Origin of the sequence: Amycolatopsis granulosa, assembly GCF_011758745.1 — a bacterium.
Classification (GTDB): domain Bacteria; phylum Actinomycetota; class Actinomycetes; order Mycobacteriales; family Pseudonocardiaceae; genus Amycolatopsis_E; species Amycolatopsis_E granulosa.
The window spans coordinates 5355192-5378796 of the sequence record NZ_JAANOV010000001.1 but is presented as its reverse complement, the minus strand read 5'-3'; the positions used below and the strand labels follow the sequence as shown (position 1 = coordinate 5378796).

At 72.1% G+C, this 23605-nt stretch carries 25 protein-coding genes; 15 read left to right on the top strand and 10 right to left on the bottom strand.

What is annotated here, in order from left to right; translation table 11 throughout:
• Window positions 1-5: 5 nt before the first annotated feature.
• The 3 genes from FHX45_RS26460 to FHX45_RS26450 all read right to left on the bottom strand — a co-directional run bounded on the left by FHX45_RS26460 (window position 6) and on the right by FHX45_RS26450 (window position 2710).
• On the bottom strand, window positions 6-803 hold the full coding sequence (locus tag FHX45_RS26460) for a methyltransferase domain-containing protein (protein ID WP_167107493.1): 798 nt from the start codon (window positions 801-803) through the stop codon (window positions 6-8).
• Window positions 804-853: 50 nt separating this feature from the next.
• Window positions 854-1411: a DUF4396 domain-containing protein gene (locus FHX45_RS26455; RefSeq protein WP_167107491.1), complete on the bottom strand. Its 558-nt coding sequence runs from the start codon at window positions 1409-1411 to the stop codon at window positions 854-856.
• Window positions 1412-1486: 75 nt separating this feature from the next.
• Entirely contained in the window at window positions 1487-2710 is a 1224-nt protein-coding gene (locus tag FHX45_RS26450; RefSeq protein ID WP_167107488.1) for an MFS transporter, read from the bottom strand.
• A gap of 79 nt (window positions 2711-2789) precedes the next feature.
• Between FHX45_RS26450 and FHX45_RS26445 the strand changes: the two genes are divergently transcribed.
• The gene (locus tag FHX45_RS26445) at window positions 2790-3338 is read left to right on the top strand and encodes a TetR-like C-terminal domain-containing protein (RefSeq protein ID WP_167107485.1); all 549 of its coding nucleotides are present in this window, start codon (window positions 2790-2792) and stop codon (window positions 3336-3338) included.
• Between the two features lie 42 nt (window positions 3339-3380).
• Window positions 3381-4010: a TetR/AcrR family transcriptional regulator gene (locus tag FHX45_RS26440; protein ID WP_167107482.1), complete on the top strand. Its 630-nt coding sequence runs from the start codon at window positions 3381-3383 to the stop codon at window positions 4008-4010.
• 27 nt (window positions 4011-4037) lie between these two features.
• Here FHX45_RS26440 and ilvA read toward each other — a convergent pair whose 3' ends face one another.
• Window positions 4038-5276 carry a threonine ammonia-lyase IlvA gene (gene ilvA / locus FHX45_RS26435; protein ID WP_167109491.1) on the bottom strand — a complete coding sequence of 413 codons (1239 nt, stop codon included), beginning with the start codon at window positions 5274-5276 and terminating at the stop codon, window positions 4038-4040.
• Window positions 5277-5407: 131 nt separating this feature from the next.
• On the opposite strand from ilvA, the gene FHX45_RS26430 reads away from it, so the two are divergent.
• Entirely contained in the window at window positions 5408-5881 is a 474-nt protein-coding gene (locus tag FHX45_RS26430) for a universal stress protein (RefSeq protein ID WP_167109489.1), read from the top strand.
• A gap of 4 nt (window positions 5882-5885) precedes the next feature.
• Here the strand turns inward: FHX45_RS26430 and FHX45_RS26425 are convergent, their stop codons facing one another.
• Window positions 5886-6974, bottom strand: a complete 1089-nt coding sequence (locus FHX45_RS26425; protein ID WP_167107480.1) for an epoxide hydrolase family protein — start codon at window positions 6972-6974, stop codon at window positions 5886-5888.
• A 76-nt stretch (window positions 6975-7050) separates the two neighbouring features.
• On the opposite strand from FHX45_RS26425, the gene FHX45_RS26420 reads away from it, so the two are divergent.
• The 9 genes from FHX45_RS26420 to FHX45_RS26375 all read left to right on the top strand — a co-directional run bounded on the left by FHX45_RS26420 (window position 7051) and on the right by FHX45_RS26375 (window position 15735).
• The gene (locus FHX45_RS26420; RefSeq protein ID WP_167107477.1) at window positions 7051-7494 is read left to right on the top strand and encodes a MarR family winged helix-turn-helix transcriptional regulator; all 444 of its coding nucleotides are present in this window, start codon (window positions 7051-7053) and stop codon (window positions 7492-7494) included.
• An 81-nt stretch (window positions 7495-7575) separates the two neighbouring features.
• Complete coding sequence (locus FHX45_RS26415; RefSeq protein WP_167107474.1) at window positions 7576-8028, top strand: hypothetical protein; 453 nt, start codon at window positions 7576-7578, stop codon at window positions 8026-8028.
• A complete protein-coding gene (locus FHX45_RS26410) occupies window positions 7988-8533 on the top strand; it encodes a GNAT family N-acetyltransferase (protein WP_167107471.1) in 546 nt (181 codons plus the stop codon). Before FHX45_RS26415 ends, FHX45_RS26410 begins: the two co-directional genes overlap by 41 nt.
• Before the next feature lie 161 nt (window positions 8534-8694).
• Window positions 8695-10218: a long-chain-fatty-acid--CoA ligase gene (locus tag FHX45_RS26405; RefSeq protein WP_167107468.1), complete on the top strand. Its 1524-nt coding sequence runs from the start codon at window positions 8695-8697 to the stop codon at window positions 10216-10218.
• A gap of 4 nt (window positions 10219-10222) precedes the next feature.
• On the top strand, window positions 10223-10981 hold the full coding sequence (locus FHX45_RS26400) for a TIM barrel protein (protein ID WP_167107465.1): 759 nt from the start codon (window positions 10223-10225) through the stop codon (window positions 10979-10981).
• A gap of 935 nt (window positions 10982-11916) precedes the next feature.
• The gene (locus FHX45_RS26390) at window positions 11917-14343 is read left to right on the top strand and encodes a nitrate- and nitrite sensing domain-containing protein (RefSeq protein ID WP_167107462.1); all 2427 of its coding nucleotides are present in this window, start codon (window positions 11917-11919) and stop codon (window positions 14341-14343) included.
• 21 nt (window positions 14344-14364) lie between these two features.
• Window positions 14365-14790 carry a roadblock/LC7 domain-containing protein gene (locus FHX45_RS26385; protein WP_167107459.1) on the top strand — a complete coding sequence of 142 codons (426 nt, stop codon included), beginning with the start codon at window positions 14365-14367 and terminating at the stop codon, window positions 14788-14790.
• Entirely contained in the window at window positions 14790-15155 is a 366-nt protein-coding gene (locus tag FHX45_RS26380) for a DUF742 domain-containing protein (RefSeq protein ID WP_167107456.1), read from the top strand. Before FHX45_RS26385 ends, FHX45_RS26380 begins: the two co-directional genes overlap by 1 nt.
• Entirely contained in the window at window positions 15136-15735 is a 600-nt protein-coding gene (locus tag FHX45_RS26375) for a GTP-binding protein (RefSeq protein ID WP_167107453.1), read from the top strand. The genes FHX45_RS26380 and FHX45_RS26375 overlap by 20 nt, the downstream gene beginning before the upstream one ends.
• A 203-nt stretch (window positions 15736-15938) precedes the next feature.
• Here FHX45_RS26375 and FHX45_RS26370 read toward each other — a convergent pair whose 3' ends face one another.
• The 4 genes from FHX45_RS26370 to FHX45_RS26355 all read right to left on the bottom strand — a co-directional run bounded on the left by FHX45_RS26370 (window position 15939) and on the right by FHX45_RS26355 (window position 20644).
• Window positions 15939-17321, bottom strand: coding sequence for a tryptophanase (locus tag FHX45_RS26370; RefSeq protein WP_167107451.1), 1383 nt, complete (start codon window positions 17319-17321; stop codon window positions 15939-15941).
• Between the two features lie 19 nt (window positions 17322-17340).
• Window positions 17341-18444: a tryptophan dimethylallyltransferase family protein gene (locus tag FHX45_RS26365; RefSeq protein WP_341771620.1), complete on the bottom strand. Its 1104-nt coding sequence runs from the start codon at window positions 18442-18444 to the stop codon at window positions 17341-17343.
• A gap of 227 nt (window positions 18445-18671) precedes the next feature.
• Entirely contained in the window at window positions 18672-19838 is a 1167-nt protein-coding gene (locus tag FHX45_RS26360) for a SpoIIE family protein phosphatase (protein WP_167107448.1), read from the bottom strand.
• Window positions 19835-20644 carry an alpha/beta fold hydrolase gene (locus tag FHX45_RS26355; RefSeq protein WP_167107445.1) on the bottom strand — a complete coding sequence of 270 codons (810 nt, stop codon included), beginning with the start codon at window positions 20642-20644 and terminating at the stop codon, window positions 19835-19837. The genes FHX45_RS26360 and FHX45_RS26355 overlap by 4 nt, the downstream gene beginning before the upstream one ends.
• A gap of 207 nt (window positions 20645-20851) precedes the next feature.
• Here FHX45_RS26355 and FHX45_RS26350 point away from each other — a divergent pair, with 207 nt between their 5' ends.
• Together FHX45_RS26350 and FHX45_RS26345 are read left to right on the top strand one after the other, a co-directional pair.
• Window positions 20852-21238 (top strand): YchJ family protein, encoded by a 387-nt coding sequence (locus FHX45_RS26350; RefSeq protein WP_167107442.1) that lies wholly within the window; start codon window positions 20852-20854, stop codon window positions 21236-21238.
• The gene (locus FHX45_RS26345; protein WP_167107438.1) at window positions 21235-21648 is read left to right on the top strand and encodes an SRPBCC family protein; all 414 of its coding nucleotides are present in this window, start codon (window positions 21235-21237) and stop codon (window positions 21646-21648) included. Before FHX45_RS26350 ends, FHX45_RS26345 begins: the two co-directional genes overlap by 4 nt.
• Here the strand turns inward: FHX45_RS26345 and FHX45_RS26340 are convergent.
• Window positions 21645-22223: a TetR/AcrR family transcriptional regulator gene (locus FHX45_RS26340; protein WP_167107435.1), complete on the bottom strand. Its 579-nt coding sequence runs from the start codon at window positions 22221-22223 to the stop codon at window positions 21645-21647. The two genes, FHX45_RS26345 and FHX45_RS26340, sit on opposite strands and share 4 nt — an antisense overlap.
• A gap of 117 nt (window positions 22224-22340) precedes the next feature.
• Between FHX45_RS26340 and FHX45_RS26335 the strand changes: the two genes are divergently transcribed.
• Window positions 22341-23549 carry a thiolase family protein gene (locus FHX45_RS26335; protein WP_167107432.1) on the top strand — a complete coding sequence of 403 codons (1209 nt, stop codon included), beginning with the start codon at window positions 22341-22343 and terminating at the stop codon, window positions 23547-23549.
• Window positions 23550-23605: the final 56 nt, after the last annotated feature.

The window sequence follows — 23605 nt, the reverse complement described above, 5'->3', positions numbered from 1 at the left end:
GCGGTTCACCGGCGCTGGGCCAGCACCCCGAACATCGTCACGGACAGGTGGAAGTCGCCGCGCGCGGCGCCGGCCGCGGCTTCGGCGAGGAGCTGCTCACCCTGCTCGCGGGTGATCGCGCCGCGCCCCGCGGCGTGGGCGACCATCATCGGCAGGAGGGTGTCGCGGACCGACTCGTGGGCGGGTATCAGGGCCTGCGAGCCGCGGTCGAGCACGGTCAGCCCGGCCCCGCTCAGCCAGCCGGCGAGCTTGCGTCCGGCGGCCGGTTCGGCGGTCTGCGAGAGCATCCCGTCCAGCACCGCGCGGACGAGGTCCGGGTCGCCGGGGTGCAGGATGCCCGTCGCCCAGTCGGTGTCGACGAGCACCACCCGGCCGCCGGGCCGCAGCACGCGGGTGATCTCGGCGACGGCGGCCGCCGGGTCGGTGAGGTGCTGGAAGACGCGCTCGCACAGCACAGCGTCGACGGTCTCCGCGGCGAAGGGCAGTGCGGCGACGTCACCCGCGACGAACCGGGCGGGCGAACCCGCGCTCCGGTGCCGTGCCAGGGCCAGCATGGCCGCGTTGGGGTCGAGCCCGATCGCAGTGCCGTGCACGCCCGCGGCGGCCGCGAGCACCTGGACCTCGGATCCGGTGCCGCACCCGATCTCCAGGGCCCGCTCCCCCGGCCGGACGGCGAGCGCCTCGTGCGCCCAGGCCCGCAACCGCCGCACGCCCGCGGTCGCGGCCTGCGCGTCGAGGACGGCGGCCAGGCGTTCCACGCCGGCCGGGTCGATCCGGTCGGCGCGGAAGGAGGTCTCGGTCACGTGCCCGATGCTATTCGTGCCGGGCGGCCGGTGGGACCGCCCGGCACGGGTCAGTGGTGGTAGGCGTGGACAACCGCGTGCCCCTTGCCGCGGCCGATCATCCACTTGTTGACCGGCGTGGTGACGGCGAACGCGACGACCAGCGAACCGGCCAGGGAACCCCAGAACAGCGCGTCGCCCAGGCCCGCGTCCATCGCGCCGGGCACGGTCACCATGACGAAGTTGTCCAGGATCTCCATCACCGCGATCGAGACGGTGTCCGCGGCCAGCGCGACCTTCAGCGCGGTCCGCCACGGCACGCCGGCCCGCAGCACGCCGCGCATGGTCAGCGCGTAGCCGAACACGAAGGCCAGCGCGACGGAGAGCACCACGGTGATCGCGCCGTGCAGGCCGAACGCGGTACCGATGATCATGCCCAGCACCTCGCCGATCGCACAGCCGGTGAGGCAGTGCAGGGTGGCCTGCGCGGCCGCGGCCCACGTGGCCGGCGGCCGGTGGGCCGCGTGCCCAGCCTGCCCAGACTGCCCAGACTGCCCAGACTGCCCAGACTGCGCAGTGTGCCCTGGGTGCCCGCTGTGCTCAACGTGCTCGTGCGTGGAGTGGTCCATCTCGCCGTCCTTCCTTCAATACCCCTAGGGGGTATCACCGGAACGACTGTAACCCCGTCCGCCGGATCACGCAAATCACCGCCGGGCGGCACGCACCGATTGGGCGATCACGGCGAGCACCGCGAGCCCGCCGACGGCGAACCCGTAGACGATCGCGGTGGGCCGCAGCCCGGCCGCGGTCGCGGCGAACCCGGCGATCACCGCGGGCACGCTGAACGCGAGGTAGGCGATGACGTAGACCACCGAGAACAGCTCCCCGCGCTCACCGGGGGCGGCCAGCCGGGCCAGGGTGCCGAAGCTGGCCAGCGCCGCCGCCCCGAACCCCACGCCGGACACCAGCGTGCCGGCGGCCGCGAGCGCGACGGTGTCCGTCAGTACACCGGCCAGCGTGATCCCCATCCCTGCGGCGAGCAGCGCCGCACCGGTCTGCAGCACCGCGCCGACCGGGGCGGACCGCAGCACCAGCGAGGTCAGCGCACCCGTGGCGCACAGCAGGGTCACGACGAACCCGCCGACGAGGTGGTTGGTGAGACCGAAGATCCCGGCGGCCACGGACGGCCCGAGCGACAGGTACAGGCCGCCGAGCGACCAGCTGGAGAGCAGGATCGGGAGCAGCGCGACCAGGTCCGGGCGCAACCGCGCCGGCACCCCGAGCCGCGGGGCGAGCGAGGCCAGCGCACCGGGGCGGCGGGCCGACGTCTCCGGCAGGCCGGCGACCAGCGCGAGCGCGACGACCATTCCGGCGAGCAGCAACACGTAGACCAGGTGGGTCGGGGCAGGCGCGAACTGGACGAGGGCGCCGCAGCCCAGGGCACCGAGGGCGAGCCCGGAGGTCGGCGCGATGCTGCTGATCACCCCGGCGCGGCTGGGCGCGTGCGCCGGGTTCAGGTCGACCAGGGTGGCACCGAGCACGGACATCGCCGCACCCGTCGCCACGCCCTGCACCACACGGGCGGCGAACAGCGCCGAGACATCCCCGGCGACCAGGAAGAGCACCAGCGACACCGCCTCGCCGATGATGGCGGCGGCCAGCACCGGCCGTCGTCCGACGTGGTCCGACAGGGCTCCCACGACCAGCAGCGACGCGATCAACCCCAGGACGTACACCGCGAAGACCACGGTGAGCGTCATCGACGAGAAGCCCCATTCCTGCTGGTAGACGACGTAGAGCGGGGACGGCACGCTGGACGCGGCCATGAACAGCACGAAGATCACCGCGACCGCCGTGAACGCCACCGACTGCGGCAACCGGGCTCTGCGGCGGGTCGCGGGAGCGGCGACGGCGGGGGTAACGGACATCAGCACTCCTCGAAATGCAAAGATCTCTGCGTTAGCACGACGATAGCGCTAACGCAGCGATCGGTGCGATAATTTCCGCATGTCCGCCACCACCACCGCGCGACCCGGCGGCCGCTCCGCGCGGGTGCGCGCCGCCGTGCACCGCGCCGTCGTCGAATTCCTCGCCGACAACCCCGCCGAAGGCCTGACCCTGCCGCTGATCGCCGGCCGGGCGGGTGTCCACCCGACCACCCTCTACCGCCGCTGGGGATCGGTCGCGGACCTGATGGCCGACGTCGCGAGCAGCCGGTTCAGCGGCGACATCGTGGTCCCCGACACCGGGTCACTGCGGGAGGACCTCTACCGGTGGGCCGCGGACGTGGCGACCGACCTGGCGGACCCGGATGTGCTCGCGCTCACCCGGGCCACGATCGGGTCCGGACCGGAAGGCGGCTGCGCGTGCATCGCGGACCGGCACGCCCAGCTCACCGCGATCCTCGACCGGGAGCGCGCCCGGGGCGGGACCGCGCCGGAGACCCCGCACGCGGCGGACGCCCTGCTCGGGCCGCTGTACTACCGGGCGATCTTCGTCGGCGAGCCGGCCGATCCGGGCTGGACCAGGGAACTGGTCGACCGGCTGCTCAGGTAATCCGCTTGCACCCCCGTTACTCGCATGAGTAATTTCTTACTCATGCGGATAATCGACGAGGTGCAACCGGACCTGGGCCTGAGCCCCGCCGAGCAGGCGCGGCGGTCGCAGATCATCGCCGCGACCCTGGCGACGATCGCCGAGCTCGGGTACCGGCGGACGTCGTTCGCGCGGATCAAGGAGCGGGCCGGGCTGAGCAGCACCCGCCTGATCGGCTACCACTTCGGCACCAAGGCCGGTCTCATCCAGGCGGTCGTGACCACGGCGCTGGGCATGCGGGACCGGTACCTGGAGGAGCGGGCCGCCGGAACGACCGACCGCAGCGCGATGCTGCGGGCGCTGATCGAGACGGAGATCGAGTTCGCGCGCGACCACCCCGAGTGCGTCCGCGTGCTGCGCGAGGTGGCCGCCCATGCGGACGATCCGGACGGCTGGCCGGTGGCCGGGCCGCTGCTGAGCGGGTTCCGGACCGGCCGCATCGAACGACTGCTGAAGCAGGGCCAGGCCGAAGGATCCTTCGGCGACTTCCCGGCCGACGTCGCCGCCCGCACGATCGCGCAGAGCATCGACGGCGCGCTCGACGCCCACGCCGGCGACCCGGATCCGGACCTCGCGGCCTACGGGCGGCAGCTCGCCGACTTCTTCGAGCAGGCGGTGGCGCCCCGGCGCTGAACCCGAACGCGGCCCCGGAAACCCGCGTCAGACCAGGAAGGTGAACAGCGGGCTGTCCGGCGGCACCCGCTCGACGCGGTGCGGCCCCGCCGTCATGCGCTTCATCATCGGCTCGAGGTTCTCCGGTGCGCCGAGCTCGATGCCGACCAGCGCGGGCCCCGTCTCGCGGTTGTTGCGCTTGACGTATTCGAACAGCGTGATGTCGTCGTCCGGCCCGAGCACGTCGTCGAGGAAGCGGCGCAGCGCCCCCGGTTCCTGCGGGAACTCGACCAGGAAGTAGTGCTTGCGCCCCTCGAAGATCAGGGCCCGCTCGACGACCTCGGCGTAGCGGCTGACGTCGTTGTTGCCACCGGAGACGATGCACAGCACGGAGGCACCGGGCGCCAGCCCGAGGCCGGGCCCGAGCGCGGCCGGGGAGAGCGCGCCGGCGGGTTCGGCGATGATGCCGTCGGACTGGTAGAGGTCGAGCATCTCGACGCAGATCCTGCCCTCGGGCACGGCGACCATGTCGGGGCGGCGCTCGGCCGCCAGCGCGTAGGTGTGCTGACCGACGAGCCGGACCGCGGCGCCGTCGACGAACGGGTCGATGGTCTCCATCGCGACCGGTCCGCCGTGCTCGAGCGCGAGGGCCATGCTCGCCGCGCCCTGCGGTTCGGCCCCGATCACCCGCACCCCGGGGTGCGTCTCGCGCAGCCAGGCCAGCGTCCCGGCGAGCAGGCCGCCGCCGCCGACCGGCACGACCACCACGTCCGGTGCCCTGCCCAGCTGCTCGATGGCCTCCTTGATCACGGTGCCCTGCCCGGCGATCGTGCGCGGGTCGTCGAACGCCGGGATCATCGTGGTGCCGGTGCTCGCCGCGTACGCCTGCGCCGCGGCCGCCGCGTCGTCGTAGGTGTCGCCGTGCATCACGATCTGCACGTGCTCGCCGCCGAGCCGCGCGACCCGGTCCCGCTTCTGCCGTGGCGTGGTGCGCGGCAGGTAGACGCGGGCCAGCACACCCAGTGCCGCACTGGCGAAGGCAACCCCCTGCCCGTGATTGCCGGCGCTCGCGCACACGACGCCGCGCGCACGCTCCTCGGGGGAGAGCTGGCTCACCAGGTTGTAGGCGCCGCGACCCTTGTACGAGCGGACGGCGGACAGGTCCTCGCGCTTGAGCCGCACGTCCACGCCGTGCTGCCGGGACAGCCGGTCGCTGCGGTGCAGTGGCGTCGGCTCGATGACCCCGGCGAACCGGGCCGCCGCCATCGCCACGTCGGCCGCCCGCACCGGGTCTGGCCCGTTACCCACGACTTCGTTCCTCCCGTCGGCGTAGACGTCATTCGTACCAAAGCCGCCACCGCCGCCCGCACCCGGAGCGGCCGGCACCGGATAATGCGGGCGTGGGCGCGGAGCAGCTGGTGGAGGAGTACGGCCCGGCGTGGCGGCCGGGGCCGTTCGAACGGGGCACCGACGGGCCGCACGTGGTGCTAGCCGGGATCGACGGCTCCGCCACCGCGTTGCGGGCCGGTGCCTACGCGGCCGGCCTCGCGCGGCGGCAGCGGTCCCGGCTGGTGCTGGTGTACGTGCTGGCACCGACGGCGTGGACCGGGATGGCGACCGGGCTGCTCGCCGCCGCGCAGGAACAGGCGTACCAGGCGGCGATCGAGGAGATGCGCGGGCCGATCCGCACGCTCGCCGACGAGGCCGCCCTGCCGGTCACGTTCATCGTCCGCCGCGGCGACGCGGTCACCGAGCTGCGCCGGGCGGCCGTCGAGCTGCACGCCGACCTCGTCGTGGTCGGCGCGTCGGAGAGCAGGGGGCACCGCATCGTCGGTTCGGTCGCCACCCGCCTGGTGCGGGCCGGCTTGTGGCCCGTCACCGTGGTGCCCTGAATGTTCAGGCGAGGCCGCCGAAGAACGTCCGCACGTCCTCGGTGAACAGCTCCGGCACCTCCATCGCCGCGAAGTGACCGCCGCGGTCGAACTCGCTCCAGTGCCGGATGTCGAACAGCTGCTCCGCGACCGGCCGCACCGACAAGGTGATGTCGTGCGCGAACACCGCCACGCCCACCGGTGCGGGGCACGGTTTCCGCCCGGCGCCGTAGACGCTTTCCTTGCCCAGCCGCGCCGCCGATCCCGCGGTGCCGGTCAGCCAGTACAGCATCACGTCGGTCAGCACCCGGTCGTCCGGGATCCGCGACGCCGGATCCGTCCACTTCGCGAACCGTTCGGCGATCCAGGCCAGCTGGCCGGCCGGGGAATCGGTCAGCGCGTAGGCGATCGTCTGCGGCGTGGTCAGGTGCAGGATCTGGTACGCCGGCCGGTTCGCCGCGTAGGCCGCGGTGTGCGCCAGGCGCCGTTCGTCCTCTGCGGACAGTCCGGTGATGCCGCCCGGAGGCGGTGGCGTGGGCAGGTAGTTCACGTGCACGCCGGCCACGTGGTCCGGATCGGCCGCGGCGAGCGCCGTCGAGATCGCCGCTCCCCAGTCACCGCCCTGCGCGCCGTAGCGGCGGTATCCCAGGCGGTGCATCAGTTCGGCCCAGGCGCGGGCCACCCTGGTGACGTCCCAGCCGCGCTCCCGGGTCGGCCCGGAGAACCCGAACCCCGGGATCGACGGGATCACCAGGTGGAAGTCGCGTGACAGCGGTTCGATCACGTCCAGGAACTCCACGACCGATCCGGGCCAGCCGTGCGTGAGGACCAGCGGGAGCGCGTCCGCCCGTGGCGACCGCACGTGCAGGTAGTGCACGGTCTGGCCGTCGATCTCGTCGATGAACTGCGGGAAGGCGTTCAACTCCGCCTCCTGGGCACGCCAGTCGTAGCCGTCGCGCCACCGCTCGGCGAGTTCGCGGACCCGCGCCAGGGGGATGCCGTAGTCCCAGCCCGCGCCGGGCAGTTCGTCCGGCCAGCGGATGCGGTCCAGGCGGGTGGCGAGGTCGTCGAGTGCGGAACGGGGGATGTCGATGCGGAACGGTTTCGCGGTCATGCCTGAAACATTAGATCCACTAACGTTAGTTAGTCAAATGGTTTGGTGGTCGAACGGAACCGCGTACACTGCCGCCATGGACACCGGCTCCGGACGATTGCGCACCCTGCCCAGCTGGATGCTCAGCCAGACCGCGCAATACGCACACCGGCTCGTCAGCGAGGGGCTGGCCGAGGTCGGCGCGCGCGGCTACCACTACCGGCTGCTGACCGCGCTCGAGGAGTCCGGCCCGGCGAGCCAGGCGGCGCTCGGCCGGCGCAGCGCGATCCACCTGTCCGACCTGGTGGCGACCATCACCGAGCTGGCCGAGCAGGGCCTGGTCAGCCGCGAACCCGATCCGGCCGACCGCCGGCGCAACGTCATCACGATCACGCCCGCGGGCCGGCGGCAGCTCAAGCGGCTGGAGAAGCGGATCGCCCGGATCCAGGACGAGCTCCTCGCCCCGCTCACCGGCACCGAGCGGGAGCAGCTGACCACCCTGCTGACCCGGCTGCTGGACCACCACGCACACAACGCCTGAGCGGGATCATCGTCCCGGTTTCGCTCCTGCCACCCTGGGTAGCCTGACTCGACCGTTGAGCAGGCAGCGGAAGGAGCCCGCGTGACCGACTTCTGGATCGACACCGCACTGCAACGGGTGCTGAACCACCCCAGGGACGTGCGCGCCCTGCGGGAGTCGGCGGCGGTCTTCCTCGACGACTGCACGGTCGAGACGATCACCGACGCACTGCTCGTCATCGACGCACTGGCCAGCGCGGTCCACGACCAGGGCCGCCTGCCGGCCACGATCCGGCTCGTGCGCGAGGGCAGCCGCTCGGACTGGCTGCGGATCTCGCTGACCGCGCCCGGCGTCGAGCTCCCCTCGGCGGACGCCGGGTTCGGCGCCGGCCTGCACGTGCTGACCACCTGCGCGGCCCTGTGGGGACGCAGCGGCGACGGCGGCTCCGCCGCCCTCTGGGCGCATCTGCCGCTGACGACTGCCGCACCGGCCGCCCTTCACGTAGCGTTGACGCATGGAGTCGCCCCTGATCACCGACCGGCTGGTCATCCGTGACTGGACGGTCGACGATGCCGAGGCCGCGCTCGCGATCTACGGCTCGGAAGAGGTCACGCACTGGCTGACCCCGGCGATGGACCGGGTCGGCGACGCCGGCACGATGCGCGCGGTGCTGCAGGCCTGGCGCGAGGCCCAGCCGAACCTGCCGCCGCCGCGGGGCCGCTGGGCGATGGAACGCCGCGCGGACGGGCAGGTGGTCGGCGGCCTCGGGATCCGGCTGCTGCCCCCGTTGAACGAGGACCTCGAGCTGAGCTGGCAGCTGCATCCGGGCGCCTGGGGCCACGGCTACGCCACGGAGGGCAGCCGGGCGCTGATCCGGTGGGCGTTCACCCAGGACACCGACGAGTTGTTCGCGGTGGCCCGGCCGAACAACGTCCGGGCCATCGCGACGGCGAAGCGGCTGGGCATGCAGTGGGTCGGTGAGACCACCAAGTACTACGACCTGCGGCTGCAGGTCTACCGCATCCGGCCGGGCGACCTCGACGACGCGCCGGGGGCTTGACCGCCGTACTGGCCGCGCGGTTGACTGGCCGACGGGGTTGACGTCGCCACAAAACCGAATCTAATTCGGTCAGTCCGACTGCTGCCCCGGCCAGAACCGGGGGTCATTCACCAATAGCGAGCGGTCCCCGGCAGAACGAGGTTCGGAAGGCGGGCAAGGCGATGAGCTTCAACCTGGCGATCATGCTGCGGGAGTCCGCGACCGCGACGCCGGGCAAGGACTTCCTGCGGTTCCCGTCGGGGGCGATGACCTACGCGGAGGTGGACGAGCGCTCCGGGCGGGTCGCCGCGGCCCTGCGGGAGACGGGCCTGCGCCCCGGTGACAAGGTCGCCGTGCAGCTCGCCAACGTGCCCGAGTTCGTGATCGCCTACTTCGGGATCCTCAAGGCGGGCCTGACGATGGTCCCGCTCAACCCGCTGCTCAAGGCCGCCGAGATCGCCTACCACCTGGACGACTCCGACGCACGGATGATCATCGCGCACGCCGGGGGCGCGGCCGAGGTGTCCCGCGCGCTCAAGGAGCTGCGCGGCGTGTCCGCGGTCGTGGTCGGCGACCTCGACCCGGGCGCGTGGCCGGAGGGCACCACCGGGTTCCCGGCGCTGCTGGAGCCCGCCGACGACGGCGACATCCACCCCGGCGCGGCCGACGACACGGCCGTGCTGCTCTACACCAGCGGCACCACCGGCCGGCCGAAGGGCGCCGAACTGTCGCACTTCCAGCTCTACATGACCTGCACGCTCGGCAGCGAACGCTTCGGCGCGGAACCCGACGACGTCGCGCTGGCGGTCCTGCCGTTCTTCCACGTCTACGGGCTGTCGAGCATCCTCAACGCCGCCGCGCGGCACGGCCGCACGATCTCGGTGGTGCCGCGGTTCGAGGTGGCCGCGGTGCTGGAGGCGATCCAGCGGGACCGCGTGACGATCATGGCCGGCGTGCCGACCATGTACCACGCGCTGGCCTGCGCCGACACCACCGGCTACGACACCAGCAGCCTGCGCATCGGCAGCTCCGGCGGCGCCGCGATCCCGGAGGAGGTGCTGCGCCGGTTCGAGGAGAAGTACCGGATCCCGGTGCTGGAGGGCTACGGGCTGTCCGAGTCGGCGTCGACCACCACCGTCAACCCCGGCGCGGACAACCGGAAGGTCCGCTCGATCGGCACCCCGATCTGGGGGGTGCAGCTGCGGATCGTCGACGAGGCGGACCGGCCGCTGCCGGCCGGTCAGGTGGGCGAGATCGTGCTGCGCGGGCACAACATCACCAAGGGCTACTACAAGCGGCCGCAGGAGACCGCGGATGCGTTCCGCGGCGGCTGGTTCCACACCGGCGATCTCGGCTACGTCGACGACGACGGGTTCGTGTTCGTCGTTGACCGCAAGAAGGACCTCATCATCCGCGGCGGGTTCAACGTCTATCCGCGCGAGGTGGAGGAGCTGCTGTACCGGCACCCGGCGGTCGCCGAAGCAGCGGTGATCGGCGAACCGGACGAGCGGCTCGGCGAGGAGGTGGTCGCGGTGGTCTCGCTCAGGCCCGGCGCGAGCGCGGAGCCGGCCGAGATCGTGGCGTGGGCGAAGGAACGCATCGCCGCCTACAAGTACCCGCGGCGCGTGCGGATCGTCGACGAGCTGCCGAAGGGCGCCACGGGCAAGATCGCGAAGCTGGAACTGCGCGCGCGTCTGCCAGGATGACGTCGTGCGGTACGACGTCAACATCTCGATCCTGTTCACCGAGCTGGAGCAGCAGCGGCGGCCGGCCGCGGCGGTCGCGGCCGGGTTCACCGGGGTCGAGTCGTGGTGGCCGTTCGCGGGCGTGCCCGGCGACCGGGAGGTCGAGCGGTTCGTGACCGCCGTCGCCGACGCGGGAGCGACGCTGGTGTCGCTCAACGTCCCCCACGGTGACCTGGCGGCGGGCGAGCGCGGGCTCGCCGCGTTCCCCTCCCGCACCGCGGAGTTCCGCGACGGGGTCGACGTCGCGGCCGCCATTGGCGAGCGGCTCGGCTGCCGGTTGTTCAACGTCCTGCCCGGCAACCGCACCGGGGCCTCGCGCGACGTGCTGCTGGACAACCTGGCCTACGCCGCCCGGCGGCTGCCCGGCACCGTCCTGCTGGAACCGCTCAGCGGCGCACCGGACTACCCGCTGTCGCGTGCCGCCGACGCACTGGCACTCGCCGGCGAGGTCGGGGCGGCCGAGGTCGCGCTGCTCGCGGACGTCTACCACCTCGGCGTCAACGGCGACGACCTGGACGCGCTGCTCACCCCGCCGGTGTTCGAGCGCATCGGGCACGTGCAGGTGGCCGACGCACCGGGCCGGCACGAGCCGGGCACCGGCTCGCTCGGGGTCACCTCATGGCTGCGGCGCCTGGCGGCCACCGGTTACGACGGCTGGGTGGGTCTGGAGTACGTGCCGACCGGGTCCACTTCGGACAGCTTCGGCTGGGTCCCCGGCCGCTAGACCGCCGCCGGGCCACATCGTCGGCCACGACGACGCGCCGCATCAGCTCCACGAGCGTGCGCCGCTCCGATGTGGACAGCACGCCGAGCGACTCCTCCGGTGAGCGGCGCGCCACGTCCTGCAGCCGCCGCACCAGCTCCCGCCCCTCGCCGGTGGGCGCGGCCCGCCGACGTCGACGATCCTCCGGTGAGTTGACCGACCCGTGGACGACCCTCACCGGTGCACCTGCCGGCAAGCACTACACCCTCGACGGCGCCCGGCCCGGTCCCCCGGCGGGAAACCCCGCCATCGCGGGTGGGCGCTCGGGCCACGGATGCCGCGGTTGACCGGCACCGACGCCGACCGGTGGCTGCCCGGCATGACCCGCATCCCGCCGGCCGGCCTGCCCGCCGCCAACCGCCGGGCGGCCGCCCGCCGCGGCCCGGCGGCTCTGCAACCTGTCCCCGGCCGCGCTCGCCGGACCCCCGCGACTGGCCGGCCCGGCTCGCCGGGCCGGCACTGATCCACGGGGTGAGCGGCCTCCTGCTCCCGGCCGCCGCACCGGACCCACGGCCGCACGCCGGCAGCGGCGGACCCACGCCCGGCCCTTCGCCCGCTGGCACGGCGGAGTGACCGGCCCGCCCACATCACTGCCCGGCCCGCGCCGTCCCCGGGGGAAAACGCTTTCGCGGTCTGGGCATCGCCACCACCGGCGGGAACGGTGTTTGCGCACAGTAACCGGGGGGTCGCGGGTCGCGCCGGAACCGAATGCGACATGATTTCACTCCGACCAGAGCAGCTATCGAGTGATCGGTGACCGTGACCCAGAGCGAGAGGATCCCCCGGGCCGCCGGGCAGGCAGAGGCCGGTGCCCCGTGCTTGACAGGGGTGGTTGAGTACAGCTTTGTGGTGACGTCGCCGTCTTCGTCCCGGTCCCCCGGATTTCGTGGAGCGTCGTGAAAAGCACAGATGACAAGTCAGGCGAAGGTCACCACAAGTCGATCAGAAAGCGCCTGACCGGCACCGTCCTGATCCCCAGTATCGCGCTCCTGGTGATGTGGATCGCCGGTTCCGGTTACCTCCTCGTGGACGCGATCTACGTGCGCGCGGTCGCCTCGTCCGTGCAGGACGTGTCGATCCCCGCCGTCACCTCGCTCGGTGCCGTCCAGCAGGAGCGCCAGCTGTCGCTGATCTACCTGGAACGCCCCCAGGTCGGCCTGCGCGACCTGCAGGCACAGCAGCAGTCCATCGACAGGTCGATGAGCACCCTGCGATCCGCCCTCGGCGAGGTGAAGGGCCTGGTGCCGGACGAGATCGGGCAGCGGATGAACCAGGTGGAGTCGAGCCTGGACCAGCTGCCGGTGATCCGTGCCGAGATCAACCTGCGCACCATCTCCAAGGAAGAGGTCAACGCGTTCTACAACAACCTGCTGGACACCGCGACCGAACTGTTCGACTCGCAGGCCCGCATGGTTCCCGACGCCGAATCCACCCAGGGCGGTATGGCCGCGGTGGACATCTTCCGCGCCTCCGACCAGATGTCCCGCGCGGCCTCGCTCGCCTCCAGTGCGTTCGCCGCCGGCCAGTTGTCGGCGGCCGACCACTCGCAGTTCGCCCAGCTCGTCGGCAGCTACCGCGCGCAGCTCGCGAAGATCGCCCCGCACATGGCACCCGAAGCCGGCGCCACCTACCGCGCGCTGACCTCGAGCGCGGCCTGGCAACACCTGTCCGCCGCCGAGGACTCGATCATCGCCCAGGGGCCGGGTGCCTTCCGGGAGAACACCGGTGGCCTCACCGTGCGGGAGAACGACTGGCGCGACCTCACCACCGAGGTTTCCGGAAAGCTGCTCGACCTGACCGTTCAGCAGTCGACGCTCGCCTCCGGCGCGGCTCTGCACAAGGGCAACGTCAACCTGTGGACCGTGATCATCGGCAGCATCGCCGCCCTGCTCGCGGCGGTCGCGTCGATCTGGGTCGCGGTCCGGGTGTCCCGCACCCTGGTCGACCGGACCCTGATGACGCGCCTGGAGCGCCTGCGCAACGACTCCCTGGAGCTGGCCCGCACCCGGCTGCCGAGCATCGTCAACCGGCTCAAGGAGGGCGAACCGGTCGACGTCAGCGCCGAGCTGCCCCGCCTGGACCACGGCAAGGACGAGATCGGGCAGGTGGCCGAGGCGTTCAACATCGCCCAGCTCACCGCCGTGCAGGCCGCGGCCAGCGAGGCCAAGGCCCGCAGCGGTGTGAACAACGTGTTCCTCGGCATCGCGCACCGCAACCAGGGCCTGGTGCACCGCCAGCTGCAGATCCTGGACCGGATGGAAAGCCGCGAGGAGAACCCGGAGCAGCTGCGGGGCCTGTTCCAGCTCGACCACCTCGCCACCCGGGCCCGTCGCACCACCGAGAACCTGATCATCCTGGGCGGCAAGCAGCCCGGCCGCCGCTGGCGCAAGCCGGTGTGGCTGATGGACGTGCTGCGCGCCGCGGTGTCGGAGACCGAGCACTACTCCCGCGTCGAGGTGGAGAACGTTCCGCAGGTCGCGCTCATCGGGTCCGCGGTCGCCGACACCATCCACCTGGTCGCGGAACTGGTCGACAACGCCACCACGTTCTCCCCGCCCGGGTCGCAGGTCCACATGACCAGCACCGTGGTCGCCCGCGGCGTCGTCGTCGACGTGGCCGACCAGGGCCTGGGCATGAAGGACGACGTCCGCGAATGGGCCAACCGGATGATGTCGGAGCCGCCGGAGTTCGACGCGATGGCGCTCAAGGCCGACTCCAGCCTGGGCCTGTTCGTCGTCGCGCGACTCGCGGCGCGGCTCGGCCTCAAGGTCATGTTCGACTCCTCACGCTACGGTGGCACCCGCGCCACCATCCTGATCCCGTCGGCACTGCTCGCCAACACCGACCAGGTCGCCGAGAACGCCGATCCGGAGTTCCCCGGCGCCCCGGCCTCGGCCGGACCCGACTCGCAGGAGCAGGAGGAGACCGGCCGCCCGGCCGGAGCGAACGGTATGGGACGACACGAGCACAACGGTGCCCACGAGCCCGCTCGGCGGGTACCGGTGGAGCGGCCCTCGGGGCGGCACACCGAACCCGACAGCCCGGCCGCGAACGAGCGCACCGGGACCATCTCCGTGGTGGCGGCGGAACCCGCACCGGTGCCGGCACCATCGCCGCGCCCGAAACGCTCCCGCTCTCCCCTGCCGCAGCGCGAGCCGCAGCAGAACCTGGTCGCCCAGCTCCGTGACGACCCGGAGTCGGACTCCACCGACTACCACGAGTTCTCCGGGCGGACCCGCAACACGCTGTCGGCGTTCCACAAGGGCACCCGCCGCGGGCGCGACGCAGACGCACCGGAAAATCCCCGGGCCACCACCGACTGAGAGGGAAGTCGAACCTCATCGATGAACGAGAACGAGAATTCCAAGGTCGACCTGAACTGGCTGCTCGATGACATGGTGGACCGTGTCGTCGGGGCGCAGCACGCCGTGGTGCTCTCGGCCGACGGGCTGCTGATGGGCAAGTCCGCGAACCTGTCGAAGGACGACTCGGACCAGCTGTCGGCGATCGCGTCCAGCCTGCAGAGTCTCGCCAAGGGCGCCAGCAGGCACTTCCAGCGCGGGCCGGTGCTGCAGACCCTCATCGAGATGTCCGAGGGCTACCTCTTCGTGTGCGCTGCCGGCCAGGGCGCCTGCCTGGCGGTCCTCGCCGAGGAGACGGTGGACGTGGAGATGATCGCCTACGAGATGAGCCGGCTGGTCAAACGCGTCGGTGACTACATGTCGTCCGCCCCCCGGGATGCCGCGAGGTTCGTACCGGAGCACAACTGATGGCGGACGACCAGTGGTACGACGAGGCGGCCGGACCGTTGATCCGGCCGTACGCCATCACGCGGGGCCGGATCCCGTCCGTCGACATCAAGCTCGACGTCGCGACGCAGGTGATGGCGCTGCGGGGCAACCACGACCCGATCGGCCTCACCCCGGAACACCTGACGATCCTCGAGTTGTGCGAGCGGCCGCTGGCCGTCGCCGAACTCGCCGTGTACGTCAACGTCCCCCTCGCCGTGGTCAAGGTGTTGTGCAGCGATCTGATCGAACGGGGCGCCGTGATCGTCCGTTCGCCGTCGCAGCCCGCCAAGGCCCCGGATCGCGAACTACTCCAGGCGGTGCTCGATGGCCTCAACAGGCTCTGAAGAAACGGGCGTCATCCCGACGCCGGTCAAGATCGTCATAGCGGGGGGTTTCGGGGCCGGCAAGACCACGATGGTCGCGTCGGTCAGCGAAATCGTCCCGCTGTCCACCGAGGAGGTGATGACCGAGGCCAGCACCGAGGTCGACGACCTCACCGGGGTGGAACGCAAGACCACCACGACCGTGGCGCTGGACTTCGGGCGCATCACCATCTCCCCGCAAACGGTGCTGTACCTGTTCGGCACGCCCGGGCAGGACCGGTTCTGGTTCATGTGGGACGAACTCGCGGTCGGCGCCATCGGCACCGTCGTGCTGGTCGACACGCGCAGGCTGGACTCCAGCTTCGCGGCGATCGACTTCTTCGAACGGCGGAAAATCCCGTTCATCGTCGCGGTGAACTGCTTCGACGACGCCGACGAGTACGAAGAAGCCGAGATCCGTCAAGCGCTCGCGATCGCGCCCGGTGTGCCCGTGATGTTCTTCGACGCGCGGTCGCGGGAATCGTCGAAGCTGGCGCTGATCCGGCTGGTCCGCTACGCGATGAGCCGGCTGCCCGCCGAGCCCGAGCTGGCACGCACCTGAGGTTTCCCGCCCGGGACAGGAGAAAGGCCACCCCGCTGTCACCGCGGGGTGGCCTTTCCCATGTCCCGGACCGGCCAACTCAGCGCCGCGAACGACCAACTCGGCGACGGGCAAACACGGCGCGCCGAGCGGCGAACACGACCGGACCGCCGTGTTCGCCGCTCCCGGCGCCGTGTTCGCCGCTCCCGGCGGTGGGCTGGCCGTCAGGCGTGCCGTGGGAGCTGGCGCAGCTTCAGGTTGAAGTGCCGCAGCAGCTTCGGCGCGTGGGTCACCCGGTACTCCGGCACCTGCTCCGGGTTCTTGGCGATCGTCGCCAGCACGTCGGCCACGTACTCCAGGTGCGCGAGCGTGTAGGTGCGCCGCGGGATGGCCAGCCGTACCAGTTCGAACGGCGCCGGGCTGAGCAGGTTGTGCTCGTCGTCGAACGTGCCCAGGTACAACGAGCCCAGTTCGGCGGACCGGATGCCGCCGGCCAGGTACAGCTCGCACGCCAGCGCGTGACCCGGGAACCCGTGCGGGGGAAGGTGCGGCAGCAGGCGTCCGGCGTTGAGGTACACCCCGTGGACACCGGCCGGTTGCACGATGTCCACCCCGGCCTCGTTGATCAGGCGCGCGAAGTGCGCGGTTTCCTCGGTGCGGTTGCGCAGGTAGTTCGGGTCCACCACCTCGCGCAGCCCCTGCGCGACGCGCTCCAGGTCGTGCGCGCCCATGCCGCCGTAGGTGCGGAAGCCCTCGGTGGCGATGACCACCGCCTCGCACTGCTTGGCCAGCGCGGTGTCCCGCACGCCGAGCGCGGCCCCCATTGGGGAGATGGCGTCCTTCTTCAGGCTCGCCACAAAACCGTCGGCGAGGGCGAACGTCTCCTGCGCCACCTGTTTGGGTGTCTTGTCCGCATAGCCGTGCTCTCGCTGCGTGATCAGCCACGAGTTCTCCGCGAACCGGGCGGCGTCGAGGAAGAACGGGACGCCGAAACGGTCGCACAGCGCGCGCACGGCCTTCAGGTTCGCCATCGACACCGGCTGCCCGCCGCCGCCGTTGTTGGTGATCGTGATGAGCACCTGGCCCACCCGCGCGCCCTCGGGACCGGCCAGCGTCGCCTCGAGCGCACCGAGGTCGATGTTGCCCTTGAACGGGTCCCGGCTGTCCAGATCGGCGGCCTCCGGGCACGGCAGGTCCCGCGCTTGCGCGCCGGTCAGCTCCACGTTCGCCCGCGTCGTGTCGAAGTGCGTGTTGGACAGCGAGATCTGCCCCGGTTTCAGCACGGTGGAGAACAGGACCCGCTCCGCGGCCCGGCCCTGGTGCACCGGGAACAGGTGCGGGAACGAGGTCAGGTCCTGCAGCGCGTCGTGGAACCGGAACCAGGAGTCCGAGCCGGCGTAGGACCGGTCCGCTTCGGCCGCGCCCGCTTCCTGCGCCGCGGACACCGCGCCGGTACCGGAATCGGTCAGCAGGTCGATCGTGACCATGTTCGCCGGCAGGTCGAACATGTTGTAGCCGGCCCGGGAAAGCGCTTGCTCCCGCTCCGGCCGGGTCGTGATCGGGATCTCCTTGACAACCTGGACCCGGTACGGCGGGAACGGCTTCATCCTTACCTCTTCCTCCAGTTCACCACGCGGCGGAGGCGGCGCCGACCCGCCGCGGCGGGCTCACGGCATAAGCCTCCGAGGAAAGATATACCGTGGCTCCCGAGCCGAAACCGCCGAGCCGCAACGACACGTGCGCGATGAGGCCAACTCCGTCCGCCGCGGGACGGCTCGTCACCGCCCTGATGGCCCGGTCGAGTTCACCGGCGGGCAGCCCGGCCCGGCGGAAGTGGGCCAGAACCCGGTCACGCGCCACGGCATCGTCCGGGACGTAGTCGCGGATCGGGAGGTAGAGGCTGTAGTTGCCCGGACGGCCGCCGTACGCCTCGACGAACGAGTAGCTGGACACCAGTGGCCGGCCGGTGTACGGACCGGTACCGCCGCCCACCGTGGCCAGGAACTCACGCACGGCCAGCGGATCCGCACCCTCGACCGCCCGGGCCGCGCGCTCGACCGTGGCGGCGTCCGCCGAATCGTGCGAGATGTAGAGCTTGACGCGGGACAGCGGGCCGTCGTCCAGGTCGAGCGCGAAGAAGGAGAGCTGGTCCGCTTCGCCGCGCAGCGTCGCGTGCCGGGCGACCGTGTCGTGGGCGTCGGTGAGTCCGAGACGCCGCAGCGCCTCCTCGACGAGTCCGGGCGCGGCGCACCGGCCGCGCACCTGCGGGTTGAAGTACACCTTGAGCGCGGGGGGCCGGCCGGGGCGCAGGATCACCGAGAACCACAGGGCGAACTTCCCCTGCGGTGCCTCGCTGAGGAAGAGGTCCTCGACCGCGCGGAACCGGTCCATCGACAGGTCGAACCGCTGCGCCATCCGATTGAGAAAGCGCTTCGCCGCCTCGATGTTCGCGACCGGCCCGGGGCGCTCCGGGAGCGTCTCACCGAGTATGCGCACCGCGCGGTTGCCACCCTCGTCGAACGCGAGGGAGAACTCCACCGGGGTGGCGTCGTCGGCGACATCCGACGGCCACAGCGGGGGTTCACCGAGCGGGCGGCGGCCCGCCGCGTCGAGGAGGTCCCGCAGGACGTCCAGGGATCTGCCGTCGTCGGGCGGCAGGCCGGCCACGTCGCAGAGCTCTCCCAGCTGTCGGCTGGCGTGGTCGAAGAGGGTCACGGGGACGGTGTTCACGCTCACTCCGGCGGTCTGGCGAGCGGTGATTGCTCGACTAGGCGGGGGCAGACCGTCGATCAACATAACGTGCTTTCGCGCGTCAGATGTACCTCTGGAGGAGTGATCTTGGCCCCCGTCTCCGGGTGACGCGTTGTGACTCCGCACCGAACGGTAGCAAGGGAAGCCGCCGTTCGGTCGCACCCGAAGCGACGGCGCAGCCCGATCGCTCACCCGTCCGGATGAACTCAGCGCGGCACGGTGAACACCAGCGCGGCAGTGTCATCGGAGACGCCCTCGTGCAAGTCCGACAGCAACTGCCCCAGGCGCTCCACGATCGTGCCCGCGTCCAGGCCCGCCCATCCGGATGCCACGCTCGCCAGCCGCCCCTCACCGAGCAGCGCCCCGTGCGAGTCGCGCGCCTCGAGCAGGCCGTCGGTGTACAGCAGCAACGTCTCCCCCGGACCGAGCCGGGTACCCGCGGCCGCCACACCCGCGTCCGCGAACACCCCCACCAGCTGACCGCCGGGCGTCTCCAGCGCGCGCACCGCGCCGTCGTCGGCGACCCGCAACGCCGGCGGGTGGCCACCACCGGCCAGGTCGATCCGGAAGCCGTCGCCGTCCGGTTCGATCAGTCCGAACACGACTGTGCAAAAGCGAGCGTCGGAGGCGCGGTACTCCTGGAGCAGCACCGCGTTGAGCGTACGCACCACCGCCCGGGGATCGGATTCCCGAACGGCGGCGGCCCGCAGCGTGTAGCGGGCGAGCGAGGTGAGCACGGCGGCCTCCGCGCCCTTGCCGCAGACATCGCCGATGAAGAACGCCCACCGGTTCGCACTCAGCGGGAACAGGTCGTAGAAGTCGCCGCCGACCAGGTCCCTCGCCGCCCGGTAGTACCCGGCCGCACGCAGCCCGGGCACCTCCGGCAGGCCGGGCGGCAACAGGGTCTCCTGCAGGGTCCGGGACAACCGGGCGAGGCGCTCCCGCTCGCGGTCGGCTTCCTGCCGCGCCCGCAGCAGCTCCCGTTCGTAGGCACGCCGCGCCCGCGCGTCGAACACGGTGGTCCGGATGCCGGTCACCCCGCCCGGCCCGGCGCGCAGCGTCGAGTTGACCAGCACCGGCAATCGCGAGCCGTCCGCGGCGACCAGGTCGAGCGCGATCTCCCGCACCTCGGACTGCATGCGCAGCAGCGGTGCGTAGTGCGTCTCGTGGTAGATCCGCCCGCCCGCGGTGAGCAGATCGGTGAACCGGCGGCCCACCACCTCCTCGGCGCGGTAGCCGAGCCAGTTCAGCAAGGTCGCGTTGACCCGCAGGATCGTGCCGTCGGGCCGGGCCGCGAGGTAACCGCAGGGCGCGTTCTCCCACAGGTCCTCGGCGTCGGCCCCGGTCAGCACCGGCGCCTCCGGCCGGGTCACCGCGTCCCGCGGTCGGCCAGGAACGCTCCGATCGCCGCCGCGGTCAGATCCGGGTCACTCAGCTGCGGGCAGTGCCCGTTGACGTCCAGCAGCACCAGCTCGCTGTCCGGCAGCCGGTCGTGCACGTACTCGCCGACGGACACCGGCGCGATGGCGTCGTGGCGGCTCTGCAGGACGAGGGTGGGCACGCCCACGCGCGCGAGGTCCGCCCGGTTGTCGGACAGGAAGGTGACCCGCGCGAACTGGCCGGCGATCACCGGGTCGGTCCGGCAGAAGCTGTTGGTCAGTTCGGCGCCGAGCTCGGGGCGATCCGGGTTGCCCATGATCACCGGTGCCATCGCCGCCGACCAGCCGAGGTAGTTGCTGTCCAGCGACTCCAGCAGCTCATCGATGTCCGGCCGGGTGAAGCCGCCGGTGTAGCCGGCGTCGTCGAGGTAGCACGGCGACGGGCAGACCATCACCAGCTCGGCGAACCGCTCCGGCTCCCGCGCTGCCGCGAGCGCGCCGACCATCGAGCTGACCGAGTGGCCGACGAACACGACGTCCCGCAGGTCCAGCTCCGCGCAGAGCTCCAGCACGTCATCGGCGTACCCGTCCAGTGTCGAGTAGCGCTCGCGCGTCCAGGCGTTGAGGTCGGAGTTGCCCGCGCCGACGTAGTCGAACAGCACCAGCTGGTAGTCCGGATCGAAGGCGGGCGTGACCAGCCGCCACATCGCCTGGTCGCACCCGAAACCGTGAGCGAACACCATCGGCTGGCCACCGGGCCGGCCGGAGAGCGTCACCGCATTCCTCGTCCGGATGTCCATTGCCGCCAGCCTAACCCCTCAGCCCCGCCGACGCGGGGCGCGCGACACCATCCTACCCGCCGCCCCCAGGCGGACGGCCGGTCCGGCCACGGGCGTGATCGTCCATTGTGGCCATACCGGCGCGGCGGCAATCGTCACGCTGCGCGCCCCGGCGCGCACCGCGGGTGCACCGGCGGCATCGTGACGGCGGGCGGGACAATCGGGGTCATGAGGTGTCCTTGCGGCCTGGGTGAGACGTACGAGAACTGCTGCGCGCCGCTGCACCGCGGCGAGTCCGCGGCGCCGACGGCCGAGCGGCTGATGCGCTCCCGGTTCAGCGCGTTCGCCGTCGGCGACGAGGCGTACCTGCTGGCCAGCTGGCATCCGGACACCCGCCCGGCGGCGATCGGCCTCGACCCGGGGCAGCGCTGGACCCGGCTGGAGGTGCTCGCGACGACCGGCGGCAGCCCGTTCCACACCAGCGGCACCGTCGAGTTCCGCGCCCACTACCGCGACGCCGCGGGAGCCGGAACACTGCACGAGGACAGCGAGTTCACCAGGGTGGACGGCCGCTGGGTGTACCGGGGCCCGCGGCGGGTAGCCCGCGGGGCATGACCGAGTTCGAACGCGAACGAGCGATGCCCGCTCCGGCGGAGCGGGTGTTCACCGTGGCCGCCGACGTGAACCGGCTCGGCGAGTGGCTGCCGGGTGTGATCACCGTGCACCCGGGCGAGCCGCAGGGGGTGGACGTGGACGTGCACGATCCCGCGGGCGAGTACGAGGCGCCTGGCGTGCTGGGCGCCTCGCGGGAGCAGCTCCGGCTCGAGTGGGGCCGCCGCGGCAGCGCCGACTACAGCGGCTGGCTGCAGGTCGCCTCGGCCGACGGCGGCTCCAGCTACGCGACGCTGCACCTGTCCTTCCACGGCGACCAGCCGGCCAACCACGGCGGCGACGCGGCACGCGACGTCGAACGCCGGCTCGCCGAGTCCCTGGACCGCCTGGCGAAGCTGGTCACGGCCGGTTAACCCGCGGCGTCCGCGCGGGCGGTGGCGATGGCCTCGCGGGTCATCCCGACCGCGACGGCCGCTGCCCGGCCGGGGAAGCCGCTCGCGTAGAGGCCGTCGATGATCAGCCAGACCCGGTCCGCCAGACCCGCCGGATCGGGCACCCCGGTCTCCCCCGCCAGCCGTCCGACCAGCTCCCGCCCCCGGTCCAGGTACTCCCGTGCGATCCGCACCGCCGGGTCGTCACCGCCGGGGAACTCCGTCAGCACGTTGCGGAACGGGCACCCGCGGAAATCCGGCCGCCGCAACCGGGCCGCGATCTCGGCGACCAGGGCCACCAGCCGCTCGGCCGGATCGCCGCCCGCCTCGCGCAGGGCCTCCTCCTCCGCGCGGTCCCGCCACTCCCGGAACCGGCCGAGGTAGGCGGCGACCAGGTCGGTCTTGCTCGGGAAGTGGGCGTACAGCAGGTTCTTGCCGCAGCCGACCTCCGCGATGATCCGGCTCATCCCGACCGCGCGCACCCCTTCGGTGTAGAACAGCGCGCCCGCGACGTCGAGGATCCGTTCGCGGGCGTCCGGAGCTGCCGTGCGTGCCATGTGCCGAGCATAACGGACCGATCGGTCCGGGCACCGTTGACAGCGCGGTGATCAGCGGAGCATGCTCGGACCGATCAGTCCGGGACCGATCGGTCCGATTCGGGAAGGGAGCACCCCATGAGGGACGCCGTCATCGTCGAGGCCGTCCGCACCCCCGTCGGGAAGGGCAAACCGAACGGTGCCTACGCCGCGGTCCACCCCGTCGAGCTGCACGCCCACGTCCTGCGCAGCGCGGTGGAACGCGTGCCGGGCCTCGACCCGGGCGAGATCGACGACGTGATCGGCGGCGCCGTCGGCCAGGTCGGCGAGCAGAGCGGCAACACCACCCGGTTCGCGGCGCTGGCCGCCGGGTTCCCGGAGTCGGTTGCCGGCGTCACCGTCGACCGGCAGTGCGGCAGCAGCCAGCAGGCGCTGAGCTTCGCCGCGCAGGGCATCGTCGCCGGCGCCTACGACATCGTCCTCGCCTCCGGCGTGGAGTCGATGAGCCACGTGCCGATCGGCAGTTCGGCCGACGTCGGCGGCGTCCGGGCCGACGTGACCGGCCCGTCGGTGGCCCGCCGCTACCCCGGCGGGCTCATCCCGCAGGGGGTGAGCGCCGAGCTGATCGCGCGGAAGTGGAACCTCTCCCGCACCCAGCTCGACGAGTTCGCGATGACCAGCCACCAGCGGGCGGCCGCCGCGTGGCGGGACGGGCACTTCGCCAGCCAGGTGGCGCCCCTGAAGGTGACCGCCGCCGACGGCTCCGTCAGCCAGCTCGACGTGGACGAGACGATCCGGCCGGGCACCAGCCTCGAGGTGCTCGCCGGGCTGCGGCCGGCGTTCGCGCACGACGACTGGACCGCGCGGTTCGGCGACATCGACTGGAAGGTGACCGCGGGCAACTCCAGCCCGGTCAACGACGGCGCGGCCGCGCTCGTGCTCACCACCAGCGAGATCGCGCGGCAGCGGGGCTGGCGCCCGCGGGCGCGCATCCACACGGCGACGGTGGCCGGCGACGACCCGGTGTACATGCTGACCGGGATCATCCCGGCCACCGCCAAGGTCCTCGCCCGCGCCGGACTGTCCATTGCCGACATCGACGCCTTCGAGGTCAACGAGGCGTTCTCCTCGGTCGTGCTCGCCTGGCTCGCCGAGACCGGCGCCGACCCGGCGAAGGTCAACGTGGACGGCGGCGCGATCGCGATCGGCCACCCGCTCGGCGCGAGCGGCGCACGGCTGACCACCACCCTGCTCGGAGTCCTCGAACGCACCGGCGGGCGCTTCGGGCTGCAGACCATGTGCGAGGCCGGCGGCACGGCCAACGCCACCATCATCGAACGGATCTGACGGGACATCGCAGGTTCGGTGGCGGCCGCGGTCCGGGCCGCGCGCTGACCACGGCG

Coding starts and splice junctions, on each gene's coding strand:
- FHX45_RS26455 (WP_167107491.1), bottom strand. CDS start 1,411: ATGGACCACTCCACGCACGAGCACGTTGAGCACAGCGGGCACCCAGGG.
- FHX45_RS26450 (WP_167107488.1), bottom strand. CDS start 2,710: ATGTCCGTTACCCCCGCCGTCGCCGCTCCCGCGACCCGCCGCAGAGCC.
- FHX45_RS26445 (WP_167107485.1), top strand. CDS start 2,790: ATGTCCGCCACCACCACCGCGCGACCCGGCGGCCGCTCCGCGCGGGTG.
- FHX45_RS26440 (WP_167107482.1), top strand. CDS start 3,381: ATGCGGATAATCGACGAGGTGCAACCGGACCTGGGCCTGAGCCCCGCC.
- FHX45_RS26425 (WP_167107480.1), bottom strand. CDS start 6,974: ATGACCGCGAAACCGTTCCGCATCGACATCCCCCGTTCCGCACTCGAC.
- FHX45_RS26420 (WP_167107477.1), top strand. CDS start 7,051: ATGGACACCGGCTCCGGACGATTGCGCACCCTGCCCAGCTGGATGCTC.
- FHX45_RS26410 (WP_167107471.1), top strand. CDS start 7,988: ATGGAGTCGCCCCTGATCACCGACCGGCTGGTCATCCGTGACTGGACG.
- FHX45_RS26405 (WP_167107468.1), top strand. CDS start 8,695: ATGAGCTTCAACCTGGCGATCATGCTGCGGGAGTCCGCGACCGCGACG.
- FHX45_RS26385 (WP_167107459.1), top strand. CDS start 14,365: ATGAACGAGAACGAGAATTCCAAGGTCGACCTGAACTGGCTGCTCGAT.
- FHX45_RS26380 (WP_167107456.1), top strand. CDS start 14,790: ATGGCGGACGACCAGTGGTACGACGAGGCGGCCGGACCGTTGATCCGG.
- FHX45_RS26375 (WP_167107453.1), top strand. CDS start 15,136: ATGGCCTCAACAGGCTCTGAAGAAACGGGCGTCATCCCGACGCCGGTC.
- FHX45_RS26370 (WP_167107451.1), bottom strand. CDS start 17,321: ATGAAGCCGTTCCCGCCGTACCGGGTCCAGGTTGTCAAGGAGATCCCG.
- FHX45_RS26355 (WP_167107445.1), bottom strand. CDS start 20,644: ATGGACATCCGGACGAGGAATGCGGTGACGCTCTCCGGCCGGCCCGGT.
- FHX45_RS26350 (WP_167107442.1), top strand. CDS start 20,852: ATGAGGTGTCCTTGCGGCCTGGGTGAGACGTACGAGAACTGCTGCGCG.
- FHX45_RS26345 (WP_167107438.1), top strand. CDS start 21,235: ATGACCGAGTTCGAACGCGAACGAGCGATGCCCGCTCCGGCGGAGCGG.
- FHX45_RS26340 (WP_167107435.1), bottom strand. CDS start 22,223: ATGGCACGCACGGCAGCTCCGGACGCCCGCGAACGGATCCTCGACGTC.
- FHX45_RS26335 (WP_167107432.1), top strand. CDS start 22,341: ATGAGGGACGCCGTCATCGTCGAGGCCGTCCGCACCCCCGTCGGGAAG.